Source organism: Amycolatopsis tolypomycina, assembly GCF_900105945.1.
Lineage (GTDB): Bacteria > Actinomycetota > Actinomycetes > Mycobacteriales > Pseudonocardiaceae > Amycolatopsis > Amycolatopsis tolypomycina.
On record NZ_FNSO01000004.1, the window covers coordinates 2,111,293 to 2,136,920 of the forward strand.

Annotated in this window: 26 protein-coding genes; 11 read left to right on the top strand and 15 right to left on the bottom strand. The window is 72.5% G+C overall.

All coding sequences use genetic code 11. The features are described from left to right. Positions 1–19 precede the first annotated feature (19 nt). Genes BLW76_RS20180 through BLW76_RS20190 form a run of 3 tightly spaced genes read left to right on the top strand, consistent with a single transcriptional unit; the run spans position 20 to position 2,726 of the window. Positions 20–1,186: an NAD(P)/FAD-dependent oxidoreductase gene (locus BLW76_RS20180; protein ID WP_091309686.1), complete on the top strand. Its 1,167-nt coding sequence runs from the start codon at positions 20–22 to the stop codon at positions 1,184–1,186. After that, positions 1,183–1,446, top strand: a complete 264-nt coding sequence (locus BLW76_RS20185; protein WP_091309689.1) for a (2Fe-2S)-binding protein — start codon at positions 1,183–1,185, stop codon at positions 1,444–1,446. Before BLW76_RS20180 ends, BLW76_RS20185 begins: the two co-directional genes overlap by 4 nt. Then, positions 1,443–2,726: an FAD/NAD(P)-dependent oxidoreductase gene (locus tag BLW76_RS20190; RefSeq protein WP_091309691.1), complete on the top strand. Its 1,284-nt coding sequence runs from the start codon at positions 1,443–1,445 to the stop codon at positions 2,724–2,726. The genes BLW76_RS20185 and BLW76_RS20190 overlap by 4 nt, the downstream gene beginning before the upstream one ends. A gap of 5 nt (positions 2,727–2,731) precedes the next feature. Here BLW76_RS20190 and BLW76_RS20195 read toward each other — a convergent pair whose 3' ends face one another. Further along, on the bottom strand, positions 2,732–3,943 hold the full coding sequence (locus BLW76_RS20195; RefSeq protein ID WP_091307059.1) for an IS110 family RNA-guided transposase: 1,212 nt from the start codon (positions 3,941–3,943) through the stop codon (positions 2,732–2,734). 245 nt (positions 3,944–4,188) lie between these two features. On the opposite strand from BLW76_RS20195, the gene BLW76_RS20200 reads away from it, so the two are divergent. Together BLW76_RS20200 and BLW76_RS20205 are read left to right on the top strand one after the other, a co-directional pair. Continuing rightward, positions 4,189–5,100 carry a dihydrodipicolinate synthase family protein gene (locus tag BLW76_RS20200; protein WP_091309693.1) on the top strand — a complete coding sequence of 304 codons (912 nt, stop codon included), beginning with the start codon at positions 4,189–4,191 and terminating at the stop codon, positions 5,098–5,100. Then, positions 5,101–6,102 (top strand): proline racemase family protein, encoded by a 1,002-nt coding sequence (locus BLW76_RS20205; protein WP_091309695.1) that lies wholly within the window; start codon positions 5,101–5,103, stop codon positions 6,100–6,102. Here BLW76_RS20205 and BLW76_RS20210 read toward each other — a convergent pair. The 6 genes from BLW76_RS20210 to BLW76_RS20235 all read right to left on the bottom strand — a co-directional run bounded on the left by BLW76_RS20210 (position 6,099) and on the right by BLW76_RS20235 (position 12,327). Further along, entirely contained in the window at positions 6,099–6,452 is a 354-nt protein-coding gene (locus BLW76_RS20210) for a VOC family protein (RefSeq protein WP_091309698.1), read from the bottom strand. The genes BLW76_RS20205 and BLW76_RS20210 overlap by 4 nt on opposite strands. 49 nt (positions 6,453–6,501) lie before the next feature. Then, positions 6,502–8,082 (bottom strand): glucuronyl esterase domain-containing protein, encoded by a 1,581-nt coding sequence (locus BLW76_RS49720; RefSeq protein ID WP_244170226.1) that lies wholly within the window; start codon positions 8,080–8,082, stop codon positions 6,502–6,504. A 132-nt stretch (positions 8,083–8,214) separates the two neighbouring features. Further along, entirely contained in the window at positions 8,215–9,306 is a 1,092-nt protein-coding gene (locus tag BLW76_RS20220) for a family 2 encapsulin nanocompartment cargo protein terpene cyclase (protein ID WP_091309701.1), read from the bottom strand. 18 nt (positions 9,307–9,324) lie between these two features. Next, positions 9,325–10,176 (bottom strand): geranyl diphosphate 2-C-methyltransferase, encoded by an 852-nt coding sequence (locus BLW76_RS20225; RefSeq protein ID WP_091309702.1) that lies wholly within the window; start codon positions 10,174–10,176, stop codon positions 9,325–9,327. 221 nt (positions 10,177–10,397) lie between these two features. Further along, on the bottom strand, positions 10,398–11,951 hold the full coding sequence (locus BLW76_RS20230) for a multicopper oxidase family protein (RefSeq protein ID WP_091309705.1): 1,554 nt from the start codon (positions 11,949–11,951) through the stop codon (positions 10,398–10,400). Beyond that, positions 11,944–12,327 (bottom strand): hypothetical protein, encoded by a 384-nt coding sequence (locus BLW76_RS20235; RefSeq protein ID WP_091309707.1) that lies wholly within the window; start codon positions 12,325–12,327, stop codon positions 11,944–11,946. Before BLW76_RS20235 ends, BLW76_RS20230 begins: the two co-directional genes overlap by 8 nt. Positions 12,328–12,403: 76 nt before the next feature. Here BLW76_RS20235 and BLW76_RS20240 point away from each other — a divergent pair, with 76 nt between their 5' ends. Then, positions 12,404–13,285 (top strand): LysR family transcriptional regulator, encoded by an 882-nt coding sequence (locus BLW76_RS20240; protein ID WP_091309709.1) that lies wholly within the window; start codon positions 12,404–12,406, stop codon positions 13,283–13,285. 172 nt (positions 13,286–13,457) lie between these two features. Here the strand turns inward: BLW76_RS20240 and BLW76_RS20245 are convergent, their stop codons facing one another. From BLW76_RS20245 to BLW76_RS20265, 5 genes are all read right to left on the bottom strand, one after another. Next, complete coding sequence (locus BLW76_RS20245) at positions 13,458–13,823, bottom strand: ABC transporter permease family protein (RefSeq protein ID WP_244170227.1); 366 nt, start codon at positions 13,821–13,823, stop codon at positions 13,458–13,460. Then, complete coding sequence (locus tag BLW76_RS20250) at positions 13,820–14,458, bottom strand: carbohydrate ABC transporter permease (protein WP_244170228.1); 639 nt, start codon at positions 14,456–14,458, stop codon at positions 13,820–13,822. Before BLW76_RS20250 ends, BLW76_RS20245 begins: the two co-directional genes overlap by 4 nt. A gap of 63 nt (positions 14,459–14,521) precedes the next feature. After that, positions 14,522–15,547, bottom strand: a complete 1,026-nt coding sequence (locus BLW76_RS20255; RefSeq protein ID WP_244170229.1) for an ABC transporter substrate-binding protein — start codon at positions 15,545–15,547, stop codon at positions 14,522–14,524. Positions 15,548–15,596: 49 nt separating this feature from the next. Further along, a complete protein-coding gene (locus BLW76_RS20260; protein WP_244170230.1) occupies positions 15,597–16,802 on the bottom strand; it encodes a DUF3152 domain-containing protein in 1,206 nt (401 codons plus the stop codon). Positions 16,803–16,821: 19 nt separating this feature from the next. Further along, a complete protein-coding gene (locus tag BLW76_RS20265; RefSeq protein WP_091309711.1) occupies positions 16,822–17,829 on the bottom strand; it encodes a polysaccharide deacetylase family protein in 1,008 nt (335 codons plus the stop codon). Positions 17,830–18,023: 194 nt separating this feature from the next. On the opposite strand from BLW76_RS20265, the gene BLW76_RS20270 reads away from it, so the two are divergent. Continuing rightward, positions 18,024–18,965 carry a hypothetical protein gene (locus BLW76_RS20270; protein WP_244170231.1) on the top strand — a complete coding sequence of 314 codons (942 nt, stop codon included), beginning with the start codon at positions 18,024–18,026 and terminating at the stop codon, positions 18,963–18,965. 129 nt (positions 18,966–19,094) lie between these two features. Here the strand turns inward: BLW76_RS20270 and BLW76_RS20275 are convergent, their stop codons facing one another. Both BLW76_RS20275 and BLW76_RS20280 read right to left on the bottom strand, forming a co-directional pair. Further along, positions 19,095–19,565, bottom strand: a complete 471-nt coding sequence (locus BLW76_RS20275) for a hypothetical protein (RefSeq protein WP_091309715.1) — start codon at positions 19,563–19,565, stop codon at positions 19,095–19,097. A 951-nt stretch (positions 19,566–20,516) separates the two neighbouring features. Then, the gene (locus tag BLW76_RS20280) at positions 20,517–20,870 is read right to left on the bottom strand and encodes a WGxxGxxG family protein (RefSeq protein WP_091309717.1); all 354 of its coding nucleotides are present in this window, start codon (positions 20,868–20,870) and stop codon (positions 20,517–20,519) included. Positions 20,871–21,131: 261 nt separating this feature from the next. On the opposite strand from BLW76_RS20280, the gene BLW76_RS20285 reads away from it, so the two are divergent. The 3 genes from BLW76_RS20285 (at position 21,132) to BLW76_RS20295 (ending at position 22,790) form a co-directional block, all read left to right on the top strand. Beyond that, complete coding sequence (locus tag BLW76_RS20285; RefSeq protein ID WP_091309718.1) at positions 21,132–21,473, top strand: hypothetical protein; 342 nt, start codon at positions 21,132–21,134, stop codon at positions 21,471–21,473. A gap of 275 nt (positions 21,474–21,748) precedes the next feature. After that, positions 21,749–22,123 (top strand): hypothetical protein, encoded by a 375-nt coding sequence (locus tag BLW76_RS20290; RefSeq protein ID WP_091309721.1) that lies wholly within the window; start codon positions 21,749–21,751, stop codon positions 22,121–22,123. A gap of 313 nt (positions 22,124–22,436) precedes the next feature. Further along, positions 22,437–22,790, top strand: a complete 354-nt coding sequence (locus tag BLW76_RS20295; protein WP_091309722.1) for a hypothetical protein — start codon at positions 22,437–22,439, stop codon at positions 22,788–22,790. Positions 22,791–22,846: 56 nt separating this feature from the next. Here BLW76_RS20295 and BLW76_RS20300 read toward each other — a convergent pair whose 3' ends face one another. Beyond that, positions 22,847–23,944, bottom strand: coding sequence for an AI-2E family transporter (locus BLW76_RS20300; protein ID WP_244170232.1), 1,098 nt, complete (start codon positions 23,942–23,944; stop codon positions 22,847–22,849). A 129-nt stretch (positions 23,945–24,073) separates the two neighbouring features. Here BLW76_RS20300 and BLW76_RS20305 point away from each other — a divergent pair, with 129 nt between their 5' ends. Then, positions 24,074–25,009 (top strand): glycoside hydrolase family 43 protein, encoded by a 936-nt coding sequence (locus BLW76_RS20305; protein ID WP_091309724.1) that lies wholly within the window; start codon positions 24,074–24,076, stop codon positions 25,007–25,009. The last annotated feature ends 619 nt before the right edge of the window (positions 25,010–25,628 follow it).

Genomic DNA, 25,628 nt, shown 5'->3' on the forward strand with positions numbered 1-25,628 from the left:
ACCGAACGCTGGAGGGTCGATGAACCGAACGCGGGTGGTGGTGATCGGCGCCGGCATCGTCGGCGCGGCCTGCGCGCGGGAACTCGCGCTGGCCGGCTTCGACGTCCTGGTCGTCGACCGCGGCCGGCCCGCGGGCGGCACCACCTCGCACGGCGAAGGCAATCTGCTCGTGTCCGACAAGGGACCGGGCGCCGAGCTCGCGCTCGCGCAGCTGTCGGCCTGGTTGTGGCCGCAGGTACTGGCCGAAATCGCCGCCGACGGCCCGCGCGCGGCGGCCGCGACGGAGTACGACCCGAAGGGCGGCATCGTCGTGGCCACCACGGAAGCCGGCGCCGGTGCGCTCCTCGCGTTCGCCGAGGCCCAGGCCGCGGCCGGCGTCCGCACCGAGCGCCTCGACGCGGCCGACGTAGCGGCGGCCGAACCGGCCCTGACCCGTGCGGTGACCGCCGCCGTCCGCTACCCGGAAGACGCCCAGGTCCAGCCGGCCGGCGCCGCGCTCGCGCTGCTGGGTTCGGCGTTGCGCCGCGGCGCCCGGCTGCGCACCGGAGCCGAGGTCACCGGCGCCCGGACGTCGGGCGGCGGCATCACCGGAGTGCACGTGGCAGGGGAAGTGGTCGAGGCGGACGTCGTGGTGAACGCGGCGGGGCCGTGGGCGGGAGAGGTGTCGGCCCGGCTGGGCGCACCGATCGCGGTCCGGCCCCGGCGCGGCGAGGTCCTGGTGACCACGCCGATGCCGGGCGTGGTGCGGCACAAGGTCTACGACGCGGACTACGTCGGCGCGGTCGGCACGGGCAGCGGCGAGCTGCAGACGTCGGCGGTGGTCGAGTCGACCTGGGGCGGGACGGTGCTGATCGGTTCGTCCCGCCGCCGAGTGGGCTTCGACGACACGATCCGCCCGGACGTGCTGGGCGCGATCGCGGCCAAGGCGGTCCGCCTGTTCCCACCACTGGCCGACGCGGCGGTGATGCGCGCGTACGGCGGCTTCCGGCCGTACGTGGAAGACCACCTGCCGGTGCTGGGCGAGGACCCGCGCCTGGCCGGCCTGTGGCACGCGACGGGACACGAGGGGGCGGGAATCGGCTTGAGCACCGGAACGGCGAGGCTCCTGCGCGAACTGCTGACCGGGGTGGCACCGTCGATGCCGGTGGAAGAGTTCACTGTGGACCGTCCGGCGGTGCTGGCGTGAGCGAGCCGATCGCGATCACCGTCGACGGCGAGACCGTGACCGGCACCGCCGGGCAGACCCTCGCCGGCCTTCTGCTCGCCGCCGGGCGGGTGTCCTGGCGGACCACCCGGTCCGGTGCGCCGCGCGGTGTCTTCTGCGGCATCGGTGCCTGCTTCGACTGCCTGCTCACCGTCAACGGCGTCGCCGACGTCCGCGCCTGCCGCCGTCGTGCCGCCGACGGCGATGATGTCCGGACCCAGTCACGGGAGGCGGGCGCGTGACGCACGTCGTCATCGTCGGTGCCGGGCCCGCCGGGCTCGCGGCCGCCGAAGCCGCGCTTGCCGCCGGGGCCGACGTCACCGTCCTCGACCAGGCCGATGTGCCCGGCGGGCAGTACCACCGGGGTGCCGCGCACCGGTTCGAGGCGCTCCTGAGCCGGTGCGCGTGGTGGCCGGAAAGCACCGTCTGGGCCGTGGAAGGCCGGCGGGTCCACGTCCTGCGCGGCCCGGCCGACGGGACGAACCGCCGGCGCCACACCCTCGAACCCGACGCCCTGATCCTCGCCACCGGCGCGCACGACCGCGTCCTGCCCTTCCCCGGCTGGCAGCTGCCCGGCGTCTTCACCGCGGGCGCCGCGCAGGCACTGGCCAAGGGGGAGCGGGTCGCCGTCGGGCGGCGGGTGCTCGTCGCCGGGGCCGGGCCCTTCCTCCTGCCCGTTGCGCAGTCGCTGCTGGACGTCGGCGCCGAAGTGCGCGCCGTCCTGGAGGCGAACCCGGTGCGCACTGTCCTCAGTGGATGGTCCTGGCGGGCGGCCGCGCACCTCGGGAAGATGAACGAACTGGTTCGTCACGCCGGCACGCTGGCCCGGCACCGCGTCCCGTACCTCTGCGGCCGCACGGTGATCGAGGCCCGCGGCGACGACCGGGTCCGCGAGGCCGTCACCGCGCGCGTCCGCGCGGACTGGTCGGTCGTCCCCGGCACCGAACGCACCTGGGAGGTCGACGCCCTCTGCGTCGGGCACGGCTTCGTCCCGCAGCCCGAACTGGCCGTCGCGGCCGGCTGCGCCCTCGACGGCGGGTTCGTCCGGGTCGGCGACGACCAGCGCACCAGCGTCGCCGGCGTGTTCGCCGCGGGGGAGCTCACCGGCATCGGCGGCTCGGTCGCCGCCGCGGCGGAAGGCGCGGTCGCCGGGTGGGCCGCCGCCGGGAAGACGCCGGGCCGCGCCCTGCTCAAGCGGCGTGACCACGCCCGCGCCTTCGCCCGCCGCCTGGCCGCGGCCCACCCCGTCGGCGCGGCGTGGCCCGGCTGGCTGCGCGCGGACACCGTCGTCTGCCGCTGCGAGGAAACCACCTACGGCGACCTGAAAACCGCCGCCGCGGACCCGGCCATGCCCGGCCCGCACGCGCTCAAGCTCGGCACCCGCGCCGGGCTCGGCCCGTGCCAGGGCCGGATGTGCGGCCCGGCCGTCGCCGAACTCTGCGGCGGCGTCGAACGCCACCACCGTCCGATCGCCCAGCCGATCCGCCTGGGCGAGCTCGCCGATCCGAAGGAGTCCCCATGAGTTTCCTAAGTCAACCCTTCCACTGTGTTGATCTTGGTGGTGGTGTGGTGGATGGCAGGGTCGTAGCAGGTTCTGTCGCGCCAGCAGGCCCAGATGACGCGCAGCCAGGCGCGGGCCAGGATCCGCACCGCGTGGGGGTGGCGTTTGCCTCGGGAACGCGCGTTGTTGTAGATCGTGGCGGCCCAGTTGCTGTCGTGCCGGCTGTTGTCGGCGAAGGTCATCAGGGCTTGCCGGGCTCGGCGGTTGACCGCGTGCCGGAAGTTGACCTGGCGGTGTTTCCCGGATTCCTTGGTGACCGGTGCCGCACCGGTCTCGGCGGCCAGTTGCGCGCAGCCGTTGGCGCGTTCGAGCATGGGGCCGATCTCACCGATGACTTGACCGAGGTTGACGGAGCCGATCCGGGGCAGTCCGGCGATCAGTTCGGCCCAGGGATGCGTCTTGACTGCCTCGGCGATGGCGGCATCCAGTTCGCGGATGGTGACACGCAGGGACCGCACCAGCTGCACTTGGACACCGACCAGCCGGGTGATCACAGTCCGGCCCAGCCGGGAGGCCGCCGCGGGGGCGGTGCGCAGCCGCTCGATCAGCGCACTGCCGGGTCGTTTGCCGGAGTAGCCGTGGCGTTTGCAGAACGCTTCCAGCCGGCCGGCGGTCAAGCGGGCCGCGTCCGCGGGCGTGGGGTAGCGGTCCAGGAAGGCCAGGGCGATGTCACTGTCCAGGCTTGCGAACACGGCTTTCCCGCCGGGCCAGTGCTCATCCAGCAGCGCAGCGAGCTGGTTGACCGCCGCGACGCGCGCTTCGACGTGGTCGGCGCGTTGCCGGGTCAGCGCTTGCAGCTCCAGTGTCTCGGGCAGCGTGGGTGTCAAGGTCCGCAGCTGGTGGCCGTCGGTGCGCAGGTAGTCCGCGAGTTTGAACGAGTCGCCGGGGTCGCTTTTGGCCCGGGCTGCGCCCCAGCGGGGCCGGACGGCGTTGAAGGCGTTGGGGTGTATGGGAATCACGGGGTGCCCAGCAGCCAGCAGCCGGTCCACGACCAGTCCCCGGGTGGTCTCGATCGCTACTGGCAGCCCGGCCGGATCGCCGTGGCGGCGCAGCCTGGCCAGGGTGCCGGCAATTCCGGTTTCGGCGTGGGCCAGCGCCCATCGGTCGGTCCTCGTCCCGGCCTGGTCGATCACGGTCACATCGTGCGAGCCGCTGGCCCAGTCCCATCCCGCGAACACGCGCGCGGTGCTCCTTCTCTGACGGTGAAGGACCCGCTCGGTGGTGAGGACGCTGTCCGGAAGCTCATTAATCGGCCCTCGGCCAGGTCGGGGCATGTTCCTAAGGCCGGTAAAGCGGCCTCGGCCCGGCGGGGCTGGCAGTACTCATGCTGGCCGTCAAGCGGCACGCACGCTAGGCCATGCACCCACCGGGACCGAGTGGTCACAACCCTATCGGTTCGGGCTGCAGAAGGGATGGTGGCCTAATGAGCACCCGCGACCTCGGCGGCGTGGTCGTCGCCGCCGCGCTGCCCTACCGGGCCGACGACGCCGCGCCGGCCGGGCTGGCCGTCGACTACGACGCCTACGCCGAGCACTGCCGGTGGCTCGTCGGCAACGGCTGCCGCGGCGTCGGCCCGAACGGTTCCCTCGGTGAGTACTCCTCGCTCACCGACGACGAACGCCGCCGCGTCGCCCGCACCGCGATCGAGGCCGTCGGGACGGACGGCATCGTCGTCGTCGGCGTCCACGGTCCCGGCGCGCACCAGGCGCGGTACTGGGCCGAGGCGGCGGCCGAGGACGGTGCGCACGGCGTGCTCTGCCTGCCGCCGACGCTCTACCGCGCCAACCGCGGCGAGGTGCTCGCCCACTTCGAGGCGGTGGCGTCGGCGGGCCTGCCGGTGATGGTCTACAACAACCCGTTCGACACCAAGGTCGACCTGACACCGGACCTGCTGGCCGAGATCGCGCAGATCGACAACGTGGTGGCGGTCAAGGAGTTCTCCGGCGACGTCCGCCGCGTGCTGGAGATCCGCGAGCGCGCGCCGGAGCTGGCGGTGATCTCCGGCGCCGACGACGTCGTCCTGGAAAGCCTGCTGATGGGCGCCACCGGGTGGTTCGCCGGGTTCCCGAACGTGTTCCCGGCCGAGTCGGCGCGGCTGTACGAGCTCGCCACGGCGGGCAAGCTCGCTGAGGCCAAGGCGCTGTACGAACCGCTGGTGGCCGCGTTCCGCTGGGATTCGCGCACGGAGTTCGTGCAGGCCATCAAGCTCGGGATGGACATGGTGGGCCGGCGCGGCGGGCCGTGCCGTCCGCCGCGGGGGCCGTTGTCGGACGTCCACCGCGAGCAGGTCCGCGCCGACATGGGCCGCGCGCTCGCGGCGCTGGGGGTGGCGTAGATGCGGTCTTCGCGCGCGATCACGGCGGTCGACTCGCACACCGAGGGCATGCCGACCCGGGTGGTGACCGGTGGCGTGGCGCCCATCCCCGGCGCCACGATGGCCGAGCGGCGCCGGTACTTCATGGCGCACCTGGACCACCTGCGGCAGTTCCTGGTGAACGAGCCGCGCGGCCACTCCGCGATGAGCGGCGCGATCCTGCAGCCGCCGTGCCGCGAGGACGCGGACTGGGGCGTGCTGTACATCGAGGTGTCCGGCTGCCTGCCGATGTGCGGCCACGGCACGATCGGCGTCGCGACGGTCCTGGTCGAGACGGGCATGGTCGAGGTGACCGAGCCGACGACGGTGGTGCGCCTGGACACCCCGGCCGGGCTGGTGCACGCGGAGGTCACGGTCCGCGACGGCCGGGCGTCGAGCGTGAAGCTGCGCAACGTGGCCTCGTTCCTCGCCGAGCGTGACGCGGTGGTGTCCGTGCCCGGACTCGGCGACGTCCGCTACGACCTGGCGTACGGCGGCAACTTCTACGCCATCCTGGACCTGTCCTCCGTGGGGATTCCGTTCGACCGCGCGGAGAAGGACCGGATCCTGCAGGCGGGCCTGTCGATCATGGCGGCGATCAACGAGCAGCGTCCGCCGAAGCACCCGGAGGACCCGCTGATCGGCGGCTGCAAGCACGTCCAGTTCCTGGCGCCGGGTTCGGACGCGCGGGCGTCGCGGAACGCGATGGCGATCCACCCGGGCTGGTTCGACCGGTCACCGTGCGGCACCGGAACGTCGGCCCGGATGGCCCAGCTGCACGCCCGCGGCGAGCTGCCGCTGCACACGCCGTTCGAGAACAGCTCGTTCATCGGCACGACGTTCACGGGGTCACTGGTCGAGGAGACGACGGTGGGCGGCGTGCCGGCGGTGATCCCGGAGTTCTCCGGCCGCGCGTGGATCACCGGGACGGCCACCTACCTGCTCGACCCGGACGACCCGTTCCCGACGGGCTTCGTGCTCTAGGCGGGTTGCCAGAGCTCGATGCGGTGCCCTTCGGGGTCGGTGACCCAGCCGAAACGGCCGATACCGGGCATGTCCTCGACCTCGTCGGCGACGTCGGCGCCGCGCGCGCGGAGCTGGGCGAGCATCGCGTCGAGGTCGCGGACCCGGAAGTTCAGCATGGTCTGCTGGGCCGGGGAGCCGAAGTAGCCGGTGCCGGCCTCGAACGGCGCGAAGAGCGTCGTGCCGGCTTCCTGCTGCCAGCCGCCCTCCTCGCCGGGATCCAGGCCGAGGCAGTCGCGGTACCAGGCCCCGAGGGCTGCCGGGTCCGCCGCGCGGATGAAGTACCCGCCGATGCCGAGCACGCGTTCCATGGGGCGATCCTGCCAGCCCGGACCGGGCAGGAACAGGTGGCGCGCCGGGCTAGCCCGGCGCGCAGGCCGCCGTCGTGCCGGTGGCCGTTCCCGTTCCCTGGTAACCGAACTCCGTCGACTGGCCCGCGGACAGCGAACCGTTGAAGCCGGTGTTGGTGAAGCGCACCGCGCCCGTGTCTCCGCTGCGGCCGGCGTTCCACACCGACGTCACCACCGCTCCCGCGGGCAGGTTCGCCGTCACCGTCCAGCCGGTGATCGGGGCCGCTCCCGCCGTCACGCGGATCGTCGTCACGAACCCGCCCGTCCACTGGTTCACCGACACCGCCGCCGTGCAGGCCCCACCGGCCGGCGTCGTCGGCGTCGTCGGTGCGGTGGGCGTGGTGGTGGGTGTGGTCGTGCCCGGGCCGTCCGTCAGCGTCGGCGTCGACCAGTCGCGCCACTCGGCCAGGTTCCCCGCCTTCTTCGCGGCGATCCGGATCGTCCCCGCCGCACTCCCGGTCCTGAGCAGGAACTTCTGGATGTTCTGCTGCAGCGGCGTCCGCCACTCGGGCCGGGACGCGCAGTGGGTGCCGTCCTGCACGTCGGACCAGTACGTGATGTTGGCACCCACGCCGAGCGCCTTGTACACCTCCGCGCCGGCCAGTGCCGCGACGCTGCCGGAACGCGCGCCCAGCCAGTCGATGTGCGGGTTCTCCATGATGAACAGCCCACGCGGGGCGACCATGCCCACCAGTTCGTGCGTGTCGACCGGCAGCCCGGCCGGATTGCCGGTGTACGCGCTGAACGCGTCGCCGAACCACGGCTGCTCGCCGTAGGCGTTGCCCAGCCCCTGTGACCCGCTTTCGCCGGGGATGCCGCGCAGGATCGGGACGCCCGCGGTGCCGGACTCGATCGGCATCGTCAGCGCGATGCGCTGGTCGAGCACGCCGACCGCGAACGCGCCCTTCCCGTACCGCGAACACCCCGTGACACCGAGCGCATCCGCCTTGAGGAACTGGCCTCCCGCCTGCTCGATGACGTCGATGATCCGGCTCACGCCCCACGCCCAAGCCGCCAGCAGCCCGGTGCCGCTCGACGCGCCGTAAATGCTGTAGAAAGCGCCTTGTTTGTTGTTCCGCGGCGTCCCTTCCTTGCCGACGGCCAAGGGGTCGTAACTGATCACCGCCGCGCCGGACGCCCGGATCGTCGCCGTGTCCGCGCCGAATCCGCCGACCGCGAAGACCGCCGGGAACGGCCCCGTTCCGCTCGGCAGCTGCACGCCCGCGGAAAAACCGGCACTGCGGCCGTTTTCGCTGACGTTCACGGTGATGTTCGTGGCCGAGACGCTCCCCGTGACACTGGCCGGCTTCACCGGTTTCGGGCCGTGGATCGTCCGTTCCGCCAGCTTCTTGATCTCCTGCCTCCGGCACCGCCAGTCGGTCTTCGAGGTGACGCGGGTGCCGTCGATCTTCTTGAAGGGATCAGGAAGCTTGGCCGTCGAGGGGAACGAGCCGGGCAGCGACACCGGACAGTCGGCGCCGTCGTCTTCGACCGCCGCGGCGGCACCGGGGGCCACCGCGATCAGGCCGGCGACGGCGATCAGGGTGGCGGCGAGCAAGGCGAGTGCGGGACGGAGCCGCGAACCGGACACGGGTTCTCCCTTCCGGATGTAAACAGATGAAAAAACGGTAGAACCGTTTCGTTTACACCGTCAAGAAGGGCGGGGTGACCGAAACTTTCGAAACGCATCCGGTTTCGAAAGTTTCGGTTTCCCGTATTCGGCCTACTGATAACGGGGATTGGTGGCGTGCCAGGTGAAGCCGCCGCCCATCCAGGAACGGACGCCCACCAGGAACCGCTGCAGTTCCGGGGACGGCACGGCCAGCAGTTCGCGGTGGCCGTCCTCGAACTCGTGGACGATCCGGTTGTGCAGCGCCACCGTGGCCTCGACCGCCTCTTCGACCGGGCAGCCCCGGTCGGCGGCGATCTGCAGCACCATGTTGCACACCGGTTTCTCGTCCGCGGCGTCCTTGGCCACCGAGTGCAGGTCGTTGACCAGCACCGACGCCGTCCCCGCGCGCATCATCGCCTCGCGCACCCGCGGGTCGTAGTAGAACGGCGCGGCCAGCTCGTAGCCGCCGACGGCGTCGACCAGCGTCATCGACGTGTAGAAGCTGTCGTGCTGGCGGGCCGCCAGGTACTCCCACGCCGGCGGGTAGCGCCCGGTGTGGCGCCACGCCGCGTAGGCGTCCCAGCTGACGAACATCGAGAACGTCGCGTAGCAGACCCGCTGCACGAGCACCGGCGAGCCGTGGCGGCCCAGGTGCTCGATCCCCGAGTGCAGCCCGACGAGGATCGGGTCGCCGCGCAACGCCTCTTCCAGGGGTTCGGAAAACTCCCCGGCCGGGGCGACCGGGTCCATCGCCGCCATGACGAGGGCCAGCCGCGGCGGGAGCTCGGTGGGGGCCGCGCCGAGCGTGCTGTCGTCGGCGTAGTAGTCGTCGGCCGCCCACCAGACCGCGTTGAGCTGGGCGGCGACCAGCAGCCGGTCCGGGTCGTCGCAGTCGGTGTGGGCGAGCATCGCCAGCCTGCCGAAACCCGCCCCGGCGATCTGCTCCAGGCCCTTGCCGGTGAACCCGCAGCCGGCCGCCCAGCTGACCAGGCGCCGGTCGACCTCCGCGGCCAGGCCGTCGTCGACGCGACCCTGGACCGGGCAGTACAGCGGCGACGCGCTGCCGTCACCCCACGGCAGGTACGCGTACGCCGGGTCCTGCCCGGCCGACGGCAGGAACTGCGTCGCGATCCGCGCCGCCGACGTCCCGAGCCCGAACGGTGCCGCCGGTGGTCCGCCGGTCCAGTGTGGACACTCAGTCACGGTGGGCTCCCGTCTGCCTCAGACGCGGTCGGCGGCGATGAGCAGGTAGTGGAAACTGCCTTCGCGGTAGGCGGTCAGGAACGGCTTCTCGACGCCGGTGGCGACCGGCGACTGCTCCCGCAGCTCCCAGTAGGGGATCGTCGCCGCGGTCAGGTCGACGACGTTGATCGGCACGAACCCGTTGGCGGCCAAAGCCTTGAAGTAGTCGCCGCGAGCGTGGATGTTGCAGATGTAGTGCTGGTCGATCTGGCTCACCGCGCGCGACCGGCCGCCGGTGACGTCGTTGTAGCACCCGGTGATCGTCACGTACCGGCCGCCGGGCTTGAGCTGCCGCGCGTGCTCGGCGAACAGGTCGTTGAGGTCGACGTACATCGTGCTCTCGTTGTTCCAGATGCCCTGGAACGCCCCGGATTCGAAGCCGGTGTCGAGCATGTTCCGCAGGTGGTAGCGCACCGAGCCGTCGATCCCGCGCTGCCGCACGTGCGCGTTGGCGAAGCCGACCTGCTGCTCCGAAATGGAGATGCCGTCGACCTGGCAGCCGAACCGCAGGTGGGCCATGACGCTCGTGCCGCCGCGGCCGCAGCCGGCGTCGAGCAGCCGGTCCTCCGGCGCGATCGGGCCCAGGTGGTCGAGGAGGACGTCCGCCTGCGCGGTCTCGAGGCGGTGCATTTCCGCGATGATCGCCTCGTCGCGCCGGTCGGCCGGGGTGTCCAGCACGGCGGGGTCGTAGTCGCCGAGGCCGTAGTGGTGGTGGTACAGACCGTCGACGTCGCCCAGGCGGAGGTTCACCGGATCCTTCTCCGCGTTCCAGTAGTCGGCGACCGACTGCTGGTACGCGGTCCGGGTCACGGGCTTCTCGAGAGCGGTCATCGATTGAACTCCTCGGTCGTTTCCTTGGCAGAAAAGGGTTTCCCCTCGCTCGAAACGCTAGTGGCGGGAGTTTCGCAGGGAAAGGACCTTCACTCGGGCTCCGCGGTCGTGGCCCGTCCGGCCCAGTGGGGCCCGCCGCGGAGGTGGTCGGTACGGAAGCCGCCGGCCCTCGTTCGGCATCGGCGGCGCCACGACCGGGTGACGGCACGCGACAGCCCGTGTCAGGTGATTTCGAGGTTCGCCATCATGCCCATGTCCTCGTGTTCGGCGTTGTGGCAGTGGAAGAGGTACCGGCCGCGGTAGCCGTCGAAGCGGGTGACGATCTCCGCGGCCTCCCCTGGGCGCAGCGAAACGGTGTCCTTGAGCCCGGCATCGTGCGGCAGCGGCGGCCGCCCGCCGCGCGAGCGCACGCGGAACCCGGCCAGGTGCAGGTGGATCGGGTGGTGGACGTCGGCGACCAGCCGCCACACCTCGACGTCGCCGAGGGCGACCGTGACGTCCGTGCGGGCCGGGTCGAACGGCCGCCCGTCGATCAGCCAGCCGCGCCCGCCGTGCCCGCTGTCCAGTTGCCCGGCCCGGAAGGAGAACTCGCGCACCCGGACCGGCCGGTCCCAGGCCGGCAGGTCCGTCGACAGCACCGCGGGTACGCGGCTGTCGTCCCGCACGCGGCGCGCGACCCGGAACGCCATCACGTCGGTGGTGCGCCCGGACCCGAGCCGGTTCAGCAGCCGGACACGGCCGCCGACCGGCACGGCCGCGAAGTCGACGACGACGTCGTAGCGTTCGGCCGGCCCGATCGGCAGCGCGGTGTGGGTGACCGGGGCGGCCAGGAGCCCCTGGTCCGCGCCGATCTGGACGAGCGGGAGCCGCCGCCCGTCGTCGGTGACCGCCTCGAGTTCGTAGTGCCGCGCGTTGGACGCGTTGAGCAGCCGCAGCCGGTAGCGGGCCGCGTCGACTTCGTGCACCGGCCACGGCGCGCCGTTGACCAGGACGACGTCGCCGAGCACGCCGCCCAGGAAGCTCTCCCGCACGCCCGGCCGGTCCCGCAGCGTGCCGTCCACCGACGGGTAGTCGAGGCTGCCGTCGGCGGCGAACGCGCGGTCGGCGATCAGCAGCGGCAGTTCCCGGTCGCCCGCGGGAAGGCCGAGCGTTTCCTCGGCGTCGTCGCGCACGATGTGCAGCCCGGCGAGGCCGCGCCAGATCGCCGGCGCGGTGAAGTCCATCCGGTGGTCGTGGTACCAGAGCAACGCCGGCCGCTGGTCGTGCGGGAACGTGTAGTCGCGGGTCAGGTGGGTCCGCACGGCCCGCGGGTCGGGCATCGCGTGGTGACCGGCGGTCCACTGCGCGGGCAGCACCAGGTCGGTCGGGTAGCCGTCGGAGTCCGCCGGGGTCCGCCCGCCGTGCAGGTGCACCACGGTCGGCACGGGCAGCTCGTTGCGGTGGGTCACGGTGATCGGCTCGCCGCGGCGGGCCTCGATCGTCGGGCCGGGGAACGTACCGCCGTAGGTCCACATCGGCGTCCGGATCCCGGGCAGGATCTCGATGTCCGCGACGCGCTGGGTGATCTCGTAGCGGCCGGGCGCCACCGGTGCCAGCACCCGCGGCCGCGGCAACGGCACCTGGAACGGCGGCGGCAGCGGCACGGCGCTGCGGAGTTCGGCGCCGGTGAGCGCGGGGCGCCGCGACAGCGCGGCCGCCGTGGACAACCCGGCAGCGGCCAGCAACCCGAAGGCCCCGCCGAGGCGCAGCGCCTGGCGCCGGTTCACCTCACGCATCGACGGCCCCCGGCGGACGGCGCCACACGGCGACGACGAGCACGACGAGCCCCGCGACGGTCAGCACGCCCAGGGGGAGGTGCAGCCACAACGCGCCGTCCAGCCCGGCGAAGTACTGGACCGTCTCCGCGACGGCCACCGCCGCCGTGGCGAAGAACGGCCACGCCCGCCGCAGCCGGACCCAGACCACGACCGCGACGACCAGCTGCGCGTAACCGAGCGACGTGACGACGTCGGCGCCGGTCGCGTGCAGGCGCAGGCCGTCGTAGTCGCCGCTGAGGTACACGCCGGCGAACACCGGCTGGCCGGCGATCGCCACCAGGTGCGCGGCTGCCACGACCCGCAGCGCCCAGCTCGTTTTCCCGGTTCTTTCCATACTCCGAAGCTATGACCGCGAAGTCATCGTGTCTAAGATCAATATCGCTATGGTGTTATGACGCGGGAGGCATGACGTGGATCTGGGGACCCTGCGGCAGTTCCTCGTGGTGGCCCGGCTGGAGCACCTCAGCCGCGCGGCCGAAGAGCTGCGCGTCGCCCAGCCGTCGCTGAGCCGGACCATCGCCCGGCTGGAGAACGAGCTGGGCACGCCGCTGTTCGACCGGGCCGGGCGGCTGCGGCTCAACGACGCCGGCCGGCTCTTCCGCGGCTACGTCGAACGCGCACTCGGGGAGCTCGACGCGGGACGCCGCGCGGTCGCCGACGCGACGGGCGAGGGCTTCGGCACCGTGCGGCTCGCGTCGGAAACCTTCCTCACCCTGACCCGGCCGCTCGCCGCGTTCAAGCGGGCCCACCCGGACGTCGAGGTCGAACTGCACCAGCTGCCCGCCGACGCGATGGCGCGAGCCCTGCGTGCCCAGGAGATCGACCTGTGCGTGGCGTCGCAACCGATTCCCGACGAGGGCTTGGCCGGCGTGCAGCTGCTCGACGAGCCGGTGCTGGTGGCCACGCCGCTCGGGCACCGGCTGGCGGACCGCGCCTCGGTGCGCGTCGAAGACCTCGCCGGCGAACCGTTCGTCACCGCCCGGCGCGGGCACTGGCACCGCCGCCTGCTCGACCGGCTCTTCGCCGCCCGCGACCTGACCCCGAAGATCGTCTTCGAGGGCGACGAGCCCGGCGCGATCCAGGAACTCATCAGCGCGGGCCTGGGCATCGGGCTCAACCCGGCCATGGCGCGCCGGGTTTCCGCGCAGGTGCCGGTCGTCTGGCTCCCGGTCGACAGCCCGGACTGCCGTCGCACGATCACGCTGTTCTGGGCCGCGGGCGACCGGCTGCCCGCCGCGGCCCGGCTGATGCGCACCACGCTCACCGGCTGGGAGTGGGACCCTCCGTCGTGATCCCGGCGAGGAAGTGGCGCTGCGCCAGGAAGATCAGCGGCCGCGGCCTCGAACACCTCGCGCGGCAGGCCGAGGAAGAACTGGCGCAGCAGGAAGATGTAGAACGCGCTGCCGAACAGGTTCCCGGCCCACAGCGGCACCTGCGTGTGCGCCAGGCCCACGCTGTTCCAGATCAGGTACACGGGATCATCGTCACCGCGGCCGGCAGCATCATCGTCGCCAGCACCAGGCCGAAGAGCGCGTTGCGGCCCGGGAAGCGGAAGTACGCGAAACCGAACGCCACCAGCGAACTGGTCAGCGTCACGGCGACGGCCGCCGCGAGCGACACGACCACGCTGTTGAGCAGCCAGGCCGCGACCGGCGCGGCCCGCCAGATCTCGACGTAGTTGTCCCAGGCCCAGGTGCGGGGGATCAGCACGTTGTCGAAGACCTGGGCGCGCGGCTTCACCGACGCGCTGAGCAGCCAGACGAACGGGTAGAGGAACAGCACGGTCGCCGCGGAGAGGGCGAGCCGGCGGGCCGCCTGCCGCGCCGTCACCGGTCGGCGCCTTCGTAGTAGACGAACCGGCGGCTCAGCCGCACCTGCACGAGCGTGATCGCCAGGACCACGACGAACAGCAGCCACGCCATCGCCGACGCGTACCCGAGGTGGAGGAACTCGAACGCCTGCCGGAACAGGTAGATCAGGTAGAACAGGGCAGCGTCGTTGCTGTAGGTCGCCGAGGCCGCGGAGCCGTAGAACGCGGTGTAGGCCTCGTCGAACGACTGCAGCGCCGCGATCGTCTGGACGATGAGTGTGAAGAACAGCGCCCCGCTTGGCACGCCACGCAACGCGGCCAGGTAGATGATCACCGTGCTGCCCACCGACCACAGGTTCATGAGCACCAGCCCCGGTTTCACCCACGGCCCGTCGGTGCTCCACTGTGGACCGTCGATGCCGGCCAGCCCGAGCGCGGCGTTGACCAGGCCGGCCTGGCCGTTGAACAGGATGAGGAACAGCACGCCGACGGCGACCTTCGGGGTGATCTCGGGCAGGTGGAACACCGTGCGGAAGAACCCGGCCGACCGGCGCCCCGCCCGCGTGAGCAGGGAGGCCAGCGCCAGCGAGACGGCCATCGTGGCGGGCACCGACATGAGGGTGTAGACCAGCGTGTTGCCCAGGCTCGTGCGCACCGCCGGGTCTTCGAGGAGCCGCTAGGAAGGCATAGGCGGCCCAGGTTTCCTGCGTCCGGCGCTTCACCGGGCGGCGTCCAGCGCGCGCTGGGCTTCCTGCTGGGCCTGGCGCAGGGCCTCAGCGGGCTGCTGCTCGCCCGAGAGCACCCGGTTGACGGCGTTCTGCCAGGCCGTCTTGAACTCCGAGCCGGCCGGGGACGCGGGCATGGTGAAGGCACTTTCCTGGGCTTTCAGCACGGTCCGCACGGCGGCGTCGAACGCCGGCCGGTCCTCGAGTTGCACCAGGGTGCCGAAGATCTCCTGCGCGCTGCCGGTGACCCAGTCGACCGGGGCGCCCGCGGTGTCGGTGAAGGGCGCCGCCGAGACCCGGACGTTGGGGGAGTGGTTGGCGAGGACGTTGAGGGACCAGTCGTCCATCAGGGTGGCCGCCAGCTGGCCCTGCTTGAACGCGTTCTTCTCGCCGAAGAAGTCGAAGGAGTCCTGGAACGCCTTCACCGCGCTCCAGTCGCCCTGGGCGTCGATCAGCGACTTGGCGCACTGCAGGGCGTCGGCCAGCCGCGGGTCGTCGAGGTGCGCGGTGCGGCCGTCGTCGCTGAGCATCTGCACGCCGTTGGCCTTGGCCCACAGCGGGAGGAACTCCGGGATCTTGGGGTCGGACCCGATCCGCGACAGGCCGCTGCCGGTGCGGACGGTGAGTTTCTGCGCGGCCGTGGCCAGCTTGGCGCGGTCGGTGAGGTCTCGGGGCGTGAAGCCGCTTCCGGCGACGGCGGCGTCGTTGACCAGCAGGACCCGGTTGTCGTAGAACTCGGGCAGCCCGTAGACCTTGCCGTCGAGGGTGACTTCCTTGAGCGCGGCGGGCCGGTACCGGGAGACGTCGATGCGCTGCTTCGCGATGCAGTCGGTGAGCGGTTCGAGGGTGCCGCGCGCGGCGTAGGTGCCGAGCAGCTGCCGGTCGAGGTAGACGAGGTCGGGCGGCGCGTGCGAGCGACGGAGGCGAGGAACTGCTGGGCGTCGAAGGCGCTGCCGCCGACCTTGACGGTGGCCGGCGCGATCGCCTTTCCGGCCAGAAGTTTCCGCACCATGGCACACCCCTCCCGAAGGCGGCGCGGATGCCCACGGGACGGCGGGACAAACCGGTTCAGCGCGGCCAGGGGTTGGGACGGCAGACGGCACCGTCGGGCTTGACCTTGCCGGCGGCCCCGGGTTCGGCCCGGTTGAGGTCCGCGAGGTAGGTGTTGGACAGCCCGAAGGTCTGCTGCATCATCACCGGCGCCGGTGCCCCGGGGGCGGGACAGCCGACGTGGCCGAAGCCGAGGGCGTGCCCCATCTCGTGGTTGATGGCGTAGGTGCGGTAGCCGACCAGGTCGCCGTCGTAGGAGTGGGCACCGCGCAACCACCGGGCGAGGTTGACGACGATCCGGTGCTCGCGCGCGAGGCGGCACGAGGAGTCGTAGGGGATGGAGAAGCCGCAGAGGTCCGGGCGCCGGGCGGTGCCGGGCGTGGTGAGGCTGATCCGCACGGCGGGGTCGTCGTCGACCCGCCGGAAGGTGACCCCGGACCAGCCCCGCGGATCGGCGAGGATGGCGTCGACGTCGTGGTCGAACCCGCGGAGGTCGACACCGTCTTCGACTTCGACGGTGTAGGTGAGGATCTTCGGCCCGGCCCCGAGGTCCCGGGGTGGTCCGGGAACGACGTGCCAGGTCCCGCCGCCGGTTTCGGTGACGGGAACACCATCGGGAAGGGCAGCGGGTTCGGGCTTGGCCGTCGGGGTGGTGGTCTGGACGGTGGGCTGCGCGGAGGCAACCCCGGAGACCCGTCGCGGCTCGGCGGCTTGCGGAGTGAGGAGAAGGGCAAGAGCGAGGGCCACGGCGAACACGAGAACGGCGGGCGGCCACCAGTCGGTGGTCGCGGGCCGGGAGGCCGGGGCGGGCAGCGCGAGGGTGGGCAGTGGGGGCGCGACGGCGGGCGGCCGCGGGACTCGCGGAGCCGGCGGGCCGACGGAAAGGGCGGGGGCGATCGCTTGCCGGGATGAGGGGGTGTGCGGTTCGGGTTGGGTCGCCGGTGCATGAGCGTTGGTTTGCCGGGCCGCGGGGGTGCGAGGCTCGGGTTCGGTGGCCGGCGGGTGGGTTGGGGGCGCGGTTTCGGTGGTGGCCCGCAGCTCGAGCTCGGCCGCCGGAGCCGCCGCTTCGGTGGCGATCCGTGGTTCGGGCGGCGCCGCGTCCGGCATCGCCGGGTGCGCCGGGGCGACACGCGCAGTGGTGACCGGCGCGGCAGGCGCCGGGATCCGACTCGCCCTCGTCGCCTCCTGCCCCGGCCGGCGCCGCGGCTGGGGCAGCCAGTCCACGCGGGCCATCGGGTGCCGTTCAGTAGCCAAGGCCCACGCTCGCACACTCCGGTGCCACCGCGGCCGCCGACTTCGGGTACGACACCGTCGACGGGTCGCCGTCGGAGGTGTAGCGGTGGCCGGTCGGGGCGGCCAGCTCGGCGAGCCAGTGGGAAGATCCGTACTGCGCCTCCGGGCCCGTCGACTGGGAGCGGATCCGCGGGATCGCGCCGGGGTCGAACGCCGCCGCGCACGGGGACGGTGCCGGCCCCGCGCCCACCAGCAGCGCGCCGCCGTACGTGTAGCCCGGGCCCTGCAGGGCCAGCCCCCGGCGGCGCGGGCTGCTCCCGTACGGCAGCGCCAGCGTCGCCGGCCGGTAGCCCGGGACAGCCTGGCGGATCAGCGCGTCCTCCTCGGCGATCGCCGCCGTCGCCGCCGATTCCGTTGCCGTGCGCAGGTTCGTGTGGCGGCGCGTGTGGTTGCCGATCTCGAAACCGTGGCCGGCCAGCCAGCGCAGCGCGCGGCCGTCCGCGTCGCCGCCGAACGGGTGCTCGTTGACGTACAGGCTCGCGACCGGCCGGAACCGCGGGTGCGCCGCCGCGACGTCCAGCAGGATGCGGACCGCCGTGCCCGGCTCCGGTTGTCCCTGCGGCGTGAGGTGGAACGCGCTCGGGTCGCCGTCGTCGAAGGTCAGGACCACCGGGTGCGCGCCGGCCGGCAGGTCGAGCCGGCGGGACACCAGTTCCGCCGTCGTGACCGGGACGTAGTCCTCGGCCGCGAGCCGTTCGAGCTCCGCGGTGAAGTCGGCGGGCGTGCGGTCGTACACCGACCGCGGCTGCGCGACGATGCGGTGGTACATCAGCACCGGCACCCGGCCGAGCTCGTCGGCGCCCAGCTGCCGCGCGGCGGCGGGCGTGATGCGGACCGGCGCGGCGGCGGGCGCCGGCCGCGGTGCCGGGGACGCCGGGGCGACCGGCGCGGGACCGCCGCAGGCCGCCAGCGCGAGGAGGGTGGTGAACCCGGCACCGAACCGGAAAAGGCAACGCATGCCGGAAGTGTGCGTCCGGCCCGCCGCGGGTGCGGGCCGGGCCACCGGGTCGGGTGAGCCCGGAATTGCCAGCCACCGCCCGGAAAACGACGTTTCCCCAGGCCGGGGCCATGGGCCGGGAACACGCCGCGGCACGATTCGGTGATCGCCGGAAAACGCGTTTGCCGAAGATCGGCGCCGGGTATTTTCCCGCGATGGTCCCGAAAAAGGCGGTCGCCGCCGAACGAACCTTCGATCGACGCCTGGTCCTCACCGCCGCTCTCGCGGGCTTGGCCACGAGTGCCTGCGGGGCGGTGCAGCGGGGGCAGGTGCTCGCCGTGCCGGCCCCGGCCGCCGTCGCCGCCGAGCCGCCGCCACCACCGCCGAACCCGCTCGAAAAAGGCCTGCTCGTCGGCTTTTGCGGAGCGCCGGGCGCGAAGGCGCTCGGCCGCATGACCGGTGATCTCGCCGAAGCCGGCCGCGCGCTGCGGCGCCAGATCGGGACGTTCCCGCCGGGACGTCCGGTCACCCCGGTCGTCGAGCTGATCGCCACGACCGTCCACCGCTCGCCGGGCGAGGACGGCATGTTCCGCAGCCGCTGCGACGACTCGACCGTGCGCGAGTACCTCGACGCCGCGCGGGCGCTGAACGGCTTGCTCCTGCTGAACATCCAGCCCGGCCGCGCCGACTTCCTGCCCGAGGTCAAGGCCTACGAGCGCTGGCTGACCGAGCCCGACGTCGGCGTCGCGCTCGACCCCGAGTGGGCGGTCGAACCGGGCGTGATCCCGGGCCGGAAGTTCGGCCGCACGACCGGCGGCGAGCTCGACGAGGTGGCCCGCTACCTCGGCGGCCTGGCCGAGGCGCACCACCTGCCCGCCAAGGTGATGATCTACCACCAGGTGGCGGCGTCCGTGGTGCGCGACGAGCAGCTCCTGCTGCCGCACCAGGGAGTTTCGGTCGTCAAGGTCGTCGATGGCATCGGTTCGGCCGCGGCGAAGAAGGCGACGTGGAAGACGCTGATGAAGACGATCCCCGGCCACGTCCGGCCGGGCTTCAAGCTGTTCTTCGAGGAGGACACCCGCCGCGGCGCGGACCTGATGACCCCGGCGGAAGTGCTGGCGCTGACCCCGACGCCCGCCTACGTCGTCTACGAATAACCCGAGGCGAGAGGCCCGGTGCGGTCCGCCGCACCGGGCTTTTTCCTGCCCGGGGACGACGAAAGCCCGGCGCGGAGGGGGATCCGCGCCGGGCCGTCGCCGGCTTCTCCGTCCGGGGGTCCGGCCGGCCTAGCCGACCGGGACGGGCAGCCCGCCGAGAAGGTCGTTCACCAGGGCGGAGAGGCTGATCAGGACGCGCTGCAGCAGCGCGTTGAGCAGGGCGGAAACCGGGGGCAGCGACTGGCGGGACTCGACCTTGGCGGCGAGGTCGTCGACGCCCTTGCGCGCTTCGGTGGTGTCCTTCTGCGCGGTGGCCGCGCTGTCCTTCGCGGCGGCCTGGATGGTGTACCGCTTGCCCTGGGCCAGATCGGAGAGCAGCGGGTCGAGGGTGCCGAGCGTGGCTTGCGTGCCGGCCACGTCCCCGTTGTCCGCCCGCGAGACGAGCTGGTCGCGCAGGCCCTGGACCTCCGCCGCGGCGCTGGTGGTGCTCGACGATCCGCTGCCACCGGGCCCGCCCGCCGTCGCCACCCCCACCCCCGCCAGTGTCACCGCGGCGGCGGTGACGAACACGGTGAGGGCTCGGGTCAGTGCAGTTTTCATGTCGTACTCCTTGGGGATTGTGCGATGCCGACTGCGATCATGGTGATCGCCGATCGGCGATAACGCGAGTGGATGCCGGGCGTCGGCGGAGTGCGTTGATTTCGCACGGTGTACGGGGTCGCGGGTTCCCGGGAACAAACATCGACATCGCGTGAAGCGGGTATTCGACGGTTTTGAGCGGCGGCTACGTTCGGTGATGTCACCACTCGACCGTGTTTCTCGGTTGCGATGGATGGCTGAATCACGGGGGTTTTCTTTACCGAAGGTACGAGGGGTGTCAGATTCGGGTGACGCCGGACTTTCACCCGATCGTGAGGTTTAAGCGGAGAATTGGTGGGTAATCAAGCGCATTTGCCGGGCGGTGGAAAGGCCACTCTTAAGTAGGGTACGATGCGAAAACACTTCTTGCGCGGCGAGTGACTCGCTAATCTGGGTGGCGGTCGCAGGTCGGTTTTTCCGGCCGTTATGGTGGCCACCTCGGTGCCGAGACCTGACAACTGGGCGCCATTCGGAGAAGGAAACGCAGAACGTCCCGACGCCCGACGGCGCCGGGACGTTCTGCGCGAAGAGGAGGAGGGATCCGCGGTGCGCGGCACCAGGGTGACCCGAGGGCTCGGCAGGAGCCGGGTGTGGGGAGAGGGTGAAGCTCGGGAGCCGGGCGAGGGGAGACCTGGTGTGCGGCAAGGGTGACGGCCGGGTCCTGGTGAGGCCGGGTTGCGGGGCCGGCGGTGCCCCGGCCCCCGTCGGAGGCCAGGGCTGCCGTGCCCTCGGTGCTCGATCGCGCGGCGCTGCCGGATCTCCATCGCGTGGTGCTCAGGCCGCAGCGCAGTCGCTCGGCGGTCGGGTGCCCGGCGCTCAAACGCGCGGCGCTCAACCCACCGCACCGCAATCGCCCGGCGACCAATCGCCCGGCAGCCGAGCACCCGGCGGGGACCGGAACTACAACGCCCCTCAGACGCCGGGCGGGTTCTGCCGCGGCTCGGCCGGCGGGTACGTGTTCGCCGGCGGCTGGTTCGTGCCCGCCGCCGGGTATCCCGCCATCGCTCCCGGCTTCGGGCCGCGGCGGACCAAGCCTGCCAAGCCCAGCAGGCCCACCAGGCCGAACAGGCCCCACAGGCCGTTGTTGTCGTTGTCGTTGTCGTCGCGGGCGTTGTCGTTGTCGTCGGTCTGCTGGTGCCACACTGGCGCCGGCTCCGCCGCCAGTGCCGATGCCGCCACTGCCGATGCCGCCACTGCCGATGCCGGCGTAGCCGCCGTCAGGGCGAATGCCGCCGCCGCCACTGCGGTGCTGAGCAGTTTCTTCATCTCGGCTCTTCCTTCCGTTCGGGACGTGGCACTCGGGTGTACCCCCGATCCTCGCCCTCACTCGCTCCGTCACGGGAACGGGCGAAGAGCCCCGGGTTCTGCGGCACTCACGCGCTTTGTAAGATGGTTCCCGGTTCAATCCGGAGCCGGGCAAGGGCGCGCCGGGTGCGCACGTCCGCCTCCGGCCGTCCTTCCCTTTTCTCCGTGCAGTTGCGCATCCGAGCCGGGAAACACCGTCCACTGCCGTGGACCGGGGGAGGAATGAACACCGAACTCGTCGTCGCGCCGCTCGGTGCGACCTACACGCCACGCCTGATCTGCACCACCGGCGACCGCCTGATTCACCCGGCGGACGGCCGCAACGACCTCGCCAGGATCGTCGTGCGGTGGGCCCGCGCCTGGGTTCCCGAAACCTGGCCCGCCCGCCAGTACTTCGCCGCGCTGGGTATCGGTGACGAAGAAAACCCTTGCTACACCGACGAAGACGTCGTCGGGTGGCACCTGCTGCAGCCTCGGCCGGACTCGCTCGCGTGGCGGGTGCGGTCGGGCGAAATCGACGTCACCACCGCGCTCACGGCCGAAGCCGAGGCCTGGCCCGCCTAGGAAACCCCGTCGAAGAGCCCTGCGCCACCCGGTGCAGGGCTCTTCGGCATGTCCAAAACTCCTTCCACCACAAGCGAAATCCCGGAAGTGGTTGGCAGCAAACAACTAACCCGATCGGGGCACACGCGGCGCGGTCAGCGGCTCGCGGTACCCACACGATGGTGGCACGAAGTGGAAACGCCGCCGCGGCATCAGTACGTTTCCCTCACACGGGACGCCGGAACACACATTCACCGCCGTCCCGTTCTCCGAAATCGTTCACCGAGGAGCAATCCATGCTGAAGAAGATCGGCTTCGTCACGGCCACCGCGGCGGCCGGCGCCTTCCTGGCCGGCGGCATCGCCGCGGCCGACACCCCGGACGGCCACCACCACGGGCACCACGGCCACCACTACGGCGGCTACGACTACACCGGCCAGGTCGGCCTGGTGAACCTGAACAACACCGACGTGCTGCACAACGTCAACGGCACGCTCGGCGTGTGCGACAACAACGTCAACGTCCTCGGCGTCCAGGTGCCGATCCAGGACTCGCTCAACGGCATCGGCGTGCCGATCCTCTCGCCGGGCGCGCACGAGGCCAGCGGCCAGAACCCGGAGAACTGCGCCTCGAGCGGGCTGTCCGACGGCGGCACCAGCCAGGGTCACTGAGTTTCCGTGCCCGGGGCCGTCCGTGCGTGCGGAACGCGGCTCCGGGCACGGGATCCGGCGCGGACGTCGCACCGCGCGCCCGGAACACGGAGCGAGCTGCACACTCCGGTTCCGCGTTCCGGGCACGCTGCGACGCCGGATGAGCGCCGACCCGGGTGGGACCGGCCACGACGCTGGAGAAGTGCGCCGGTCCCACCCGGCATGACCGCACAGTAACGAACTTTTCCGGGCCCGGCGAACCGAAGCCGGGCCCGTTCCCTTCCCCGATCCCCCACCGGACCGTCCGGTGGGTTGCCAGAAGGAGTATTTTCCCGTGATCAAGCAGCTCGGCTTCGTCGCCACCGCCCTCGCCGCCGGGATGGCGGTGCTCGGCGGATCCGCGTCCGCGGCCGATGTCACCGTTGCCGGCCACCCGGTCGACACCACCGACCAGTTCGGCCTCGTCGGCAACGTGCAGAACCTCGACGCCGTGCACAACCTGAACGTCGTCGGCGGCGTCTGCGACGACAACGTCAACGTCCTCGGCGTCCAGGTGCCGGTCCAGGACACCGCCAACGGCATCGGCGTGCCGGTGCTCTCCCCGGGCGAGCACGAGGCCGAGGGCCAGAACCCGAGCAACTGCGCCGCCGGTGAGATCGCCGACGGCGGGACCGCCCAGGGCAACTGACCCCTCCGGTCGAACGGTCCGACCGCCGCGCGGGACGAACCCGCGCGGCGGTCTTCCTATGTCCGGTCCAGCCGGTGCACGGCCACTTCGCGCACGACCAGCAGCACCGCGGCCGCGACCGGCACCGCGACGAACGCGCCGACCACCCCGAGCAGCTCGAACCCGAGCAGCACCGCGACGACCGTGACCAGCGCGGGCACCCGCACGGCCCGGCCGACGATCTTCGGCAGCAGCACGTAGTCCTCCACCAGCCGGTAGCCGACGAAGAAGCCGAGCGTCGCGAGCCCGGCCGGCACCGAAACCGAGAGCGCGACGAGCGTGGTGCCCGCCCCGGCCACCACCGAACCCGCCACCGGCACCAGGTCGAGCACGGCGACCAGCACGGCGAGCACGAGCGGGTAGGGCACGCCGAACGCCGACAGCCAGGCGAACGCCGCCGCGCCCGCGATCAGCGACACCACGACGTTGCCGACGAGGTAGGCGCCCACCTTCCGGAAGACCGCGTCGCCGATGAGAATCACCCGCGGCCGCCGCGACCGCGGGGCCAGCCGGTAGAGCGCCGTGCGGATCCGGGGGAAGTCGGCGACGAAGTAGGTGGCGAGGACCACGACGATCAGGGCGTCGCCGAGCAGCGCCGCGAGCGACTTCGCGACGTCGGACAGCCGGATCGAGCGGACGGCGGTTTCCAGGCCGAAGGTTTCGTTGGCCCAGCCGAGCAGACTGCCGTGGTCGCGCAGCAGCGTCAGGTACCGCGGTGCGCCGTCCCGCAGCTGCGTCGCCTGCTCGGCCAGCGGGACGGCGGCCGCGGCGAGCGCGCCGCCGAGGACGGCCAGCCCGGCGACGACGACCACGGCGGCGGCGACCGGCCGCGGCACCCGGCGCGCGAGGCGGGCGGTCAGCGGTTCGAGCCCCACCGCGAGGAAGAACGCGATGCCGATCAGGAGCAGCACGTCCGAGGCCGCGAGGAGCAGCTCGACGACCGCGACGGTGACGACCACCCCGGCCGCGGCGAGCAGCCCGGTGAAGAACGGCGAGCGGCGGTCGAGCGGCTTTCCCGGGGCGCCCAGCGGCTTTTCCTGCCGGGCCGCCGCGCCTTCGGCCTCGCCGACGGGATGCCCGGCGCGGTACGCCCCTCGGCCGCTCGTTGCGTGCATGAGTCGGCGGCTACCCCCGCGCGGCGCCGGCGAATCCACCCGATCCGGGCACGCGGGCAAGTCCACGCTTCCCGGTGACGACGGCCGCCTGCCGTTGCCGGAACCGTTGGTGTGTCAACAAAATCGCCTATGGGTTTCAAGAGTCTCGTGCCGGTCGCCGCCGTCGCCGCCGCGTTCGCGATGGCCCCGGAAGCGGCGGCCGTCAGCGCGCCGCGGCTGCTGATCAACCAGGACTTCCCCGATCCGGACGTCGTCAAGACCGCGTCCGGCTACTTCGCGTTCGCGACGGGCACGAAGACCACGCGGATCGCACTGGCCACCGCGGCCGCCGCGGACGGGCCGTGGCGCGTCGCCGGTGACGCGCTCGGCGCCGTGCCCGCGTGGGCGAAGCCGGACGGCGGGTTCTGGGCCCCGGACGTCACGCAGCTGGCGGACGGGACATTCGTGTTGTACTTCGCGGCTGCGCAGACGGCGGGCGGCGAGATGTGCCTCGGCGCGGCGACGGCTCGGAAGCCGGAAGGCCCGTACACACCGGCCGGCGGCCGGCCGCTGGTGTGCGAGCCGGGCGACCACGGCGACATCGACCCGCAGACGTTCGTCGACGCGGACGGCTCCCGCTACCTGCTCTACAAGAGCGACGGCGCGGCGACCGGGCCGCCGTCGGCGATCTGGGCGCAGAAGCTGCAGGCCGACGGCCGTACGTTCGCCGGGCCGCGCACCGAGCTGTTGCGGGCCGACCTCACGGCGGAGAAGTCGGTCGTCGAGGCGCCTTCGGTGGTGAAGACGGGCTCCCGGTACCTGTTGTTCTATTCGGCCGACACGTTCGAGAGCACGGGCTACCACACGTGTTACGCCGCCGCGCCGACGCTGGGCGGCGCGTTCGTGAAGGCGGACGGCCGTTTCCTGTCGACGGAGCTCCTCGGCGGCAAGGTGGACGCCCCGGGCGGCGCCGACGTGGTGGACGGCCACATCTTCTTCCACGGCTGGCTGGGCGGCGGCCGCACGGCGCGGGGCCTGTACTCGCTGCCGATCACGTTCCCGGGTGACGTCCCGCAACTGGGGTGACGCTGTCACCCACCCGGGTAACGCTCGGGTTGGGCCGGCCGGGGGAGGGATATCCGGAGCGCGAGGAACGGAGGAAAGTCATGACGGTGTGGTGGGGACTGGCGGGCTTGCTCGGACTGCTGGGCTGCTGCGGCCTGCTCCGAAGCCACCGCCCCAACGGAGCCCCGATCGAGGACGGCCCCCTGGCCCGCTACCCGGTGGCGCGCGAGCCGGCGACACCGAACGCGGACGCGGCCCACACGCCATTGATGACCCCGGCGATCACCCCGGAGATGCTCGGGCGACCGGCGTTGCCTCAGGCGCCGGAGGCGGGGGTGGTGCCGGAGCCGGGGTTGGTGCCGGAGTCGGGGAGGATGGCGGGGGAGATCCCGGCGCCGCGGCCGCAAAGCGGGGCGGAGGGGATCGGAGTGCCGTCGGGGGCGCCGGGTGTGCGGGGGCCGGTGGCGCCGGCTGGGTTGCCGCAGCCGGTGGAGGTTCCGGCGCCGGCTGGCCGGGTGCCCGCCGTACCGCAAGGGGCGCCGCGGCCGGCCGACGGTTCGAGCGCGCGGCAGCCGACCTCCGCCGGCCCGCGACCAGAGCCGCGGCACGCTCTCCGGCCGGTGGAGGTCGCGGGGCCGAG

What these genes read in the sequence shown, in the direction of transcription:
- BLW76_RS20270 (WP_244170231.1), top strand. Translation starts at nt 18,024, where the DNA reads ATGGTCCCGAAAAAGGCGGTCGCCGCCGAACGAACCTTCGATCGACGC.
- BLW76_RS20265 (WP_091309711.1), bottom strand. Translation starts at nt 17,829, where the DNA reads ATGCGTTGCCTTTTCCGGTTCGGTGCCGGGTTCACCACCCTCCTCGCG.
- BLW76_RS20280 (WP_091309717.1), bottom strand. Translation starts at nt 20,870, where the DNA reads ATGAAGAAACTGCTCAGCACCGCAGTGGCGGCGGCGGCATTCGCCCTG.
- BLW76_RS20235 (WP_091309707.1), bottom strand. Translation starts at nt 12,327, where the DNA reads ATGGAAAGAACCGGGAAAACGAGCTGGGCGCTGCGGGTCGTGGCAGCC.
- BLW76_RS20230 (WP_091309705.1), bottom strand. Translation starts at nt 11,951, where the DNA reads ATGCGTGAGGTGAACCGGCGCCAGGCGCTGCGCCTCGGCGGGGCCTTC.
- BLW76_RS20300 (WP_244170232.1), bottom strand. Translation starts at nt 23,944, where the DNA reads ATGCACGCAACGAGCGGCCGAGGGGCGTACCGCGCCGGGCATCCCGTC.
- BLW76_RS20275 (WP_091309715.1), bottom strand. Translation starts at nt 19,565, where the DNA reads ATGAAAACTGCACTGACCCGAGCCCTCACCGTGTTCGTCACCGCCGCC.
- BLW76_RS20200 (WP_091309693.1), top strand. Translation starts at nt 4,189, where the DNA reads ATGAGCACCCGCGACCTCGGCGGCGTGGTCGTCGCCGCCGCGCTGCCC.
- BLW76_RS20205 (WP_091309695.1), top strand. Translation starts at nt 5,101, where the DNA reads ATGCGGTCTTCGCGCGCGATCACGGCGGTCGACTCGCACACCGAGGGC.
- BLW76_RS20305 (WP_091309724.1), top strand. Translation starts at nt 24,074, where the DNA reads ATGGGTTTCAAGAGTCTCGTGCCGGTCGCCGCCGTCGCCGCCGCGTTC.
- BLW76_RS20285 (WP_091309718.1), top strand. Translation starts at nt 21,132, where the DNA reads ATGAACACCGAACTCGTCGTCGCGCCGCTCGGTGCGACCTACACGCCA.
- BLW76_RS20210 (WP_091309698.1), bottom strand. Translation starts at nt 6,452, where the DNA reads ATGGAACGCGTGCTCGGCATCGGCGGGTACTTCATCCGCGCGGCGGAC.
- BLW76_RS20225 (WP_091309702.1), bottom strand. Translation starts at nt 10,176, where the DNA reads ATGACCGCTCTCGAGAAGCCCGTGACCCGGACCGCGTACCAGCAGTCG.
- BLW76_RS20290 (WP_091309721.1), top strand. Translation starts at nt 21,749, where the DNA reads ATGCTGAAGAAGATCGGCTTCGTCACGGCCACCGCGGCGGCCGGCGCC.
- BLW76_RS20180 (WP_091309686.1), top strand. Translation starts at nt 20, where the DNA reads ATGAACCGAACGCGGGTGGTGGTGATCGGCGCCGGCATCGTCGGCGCG.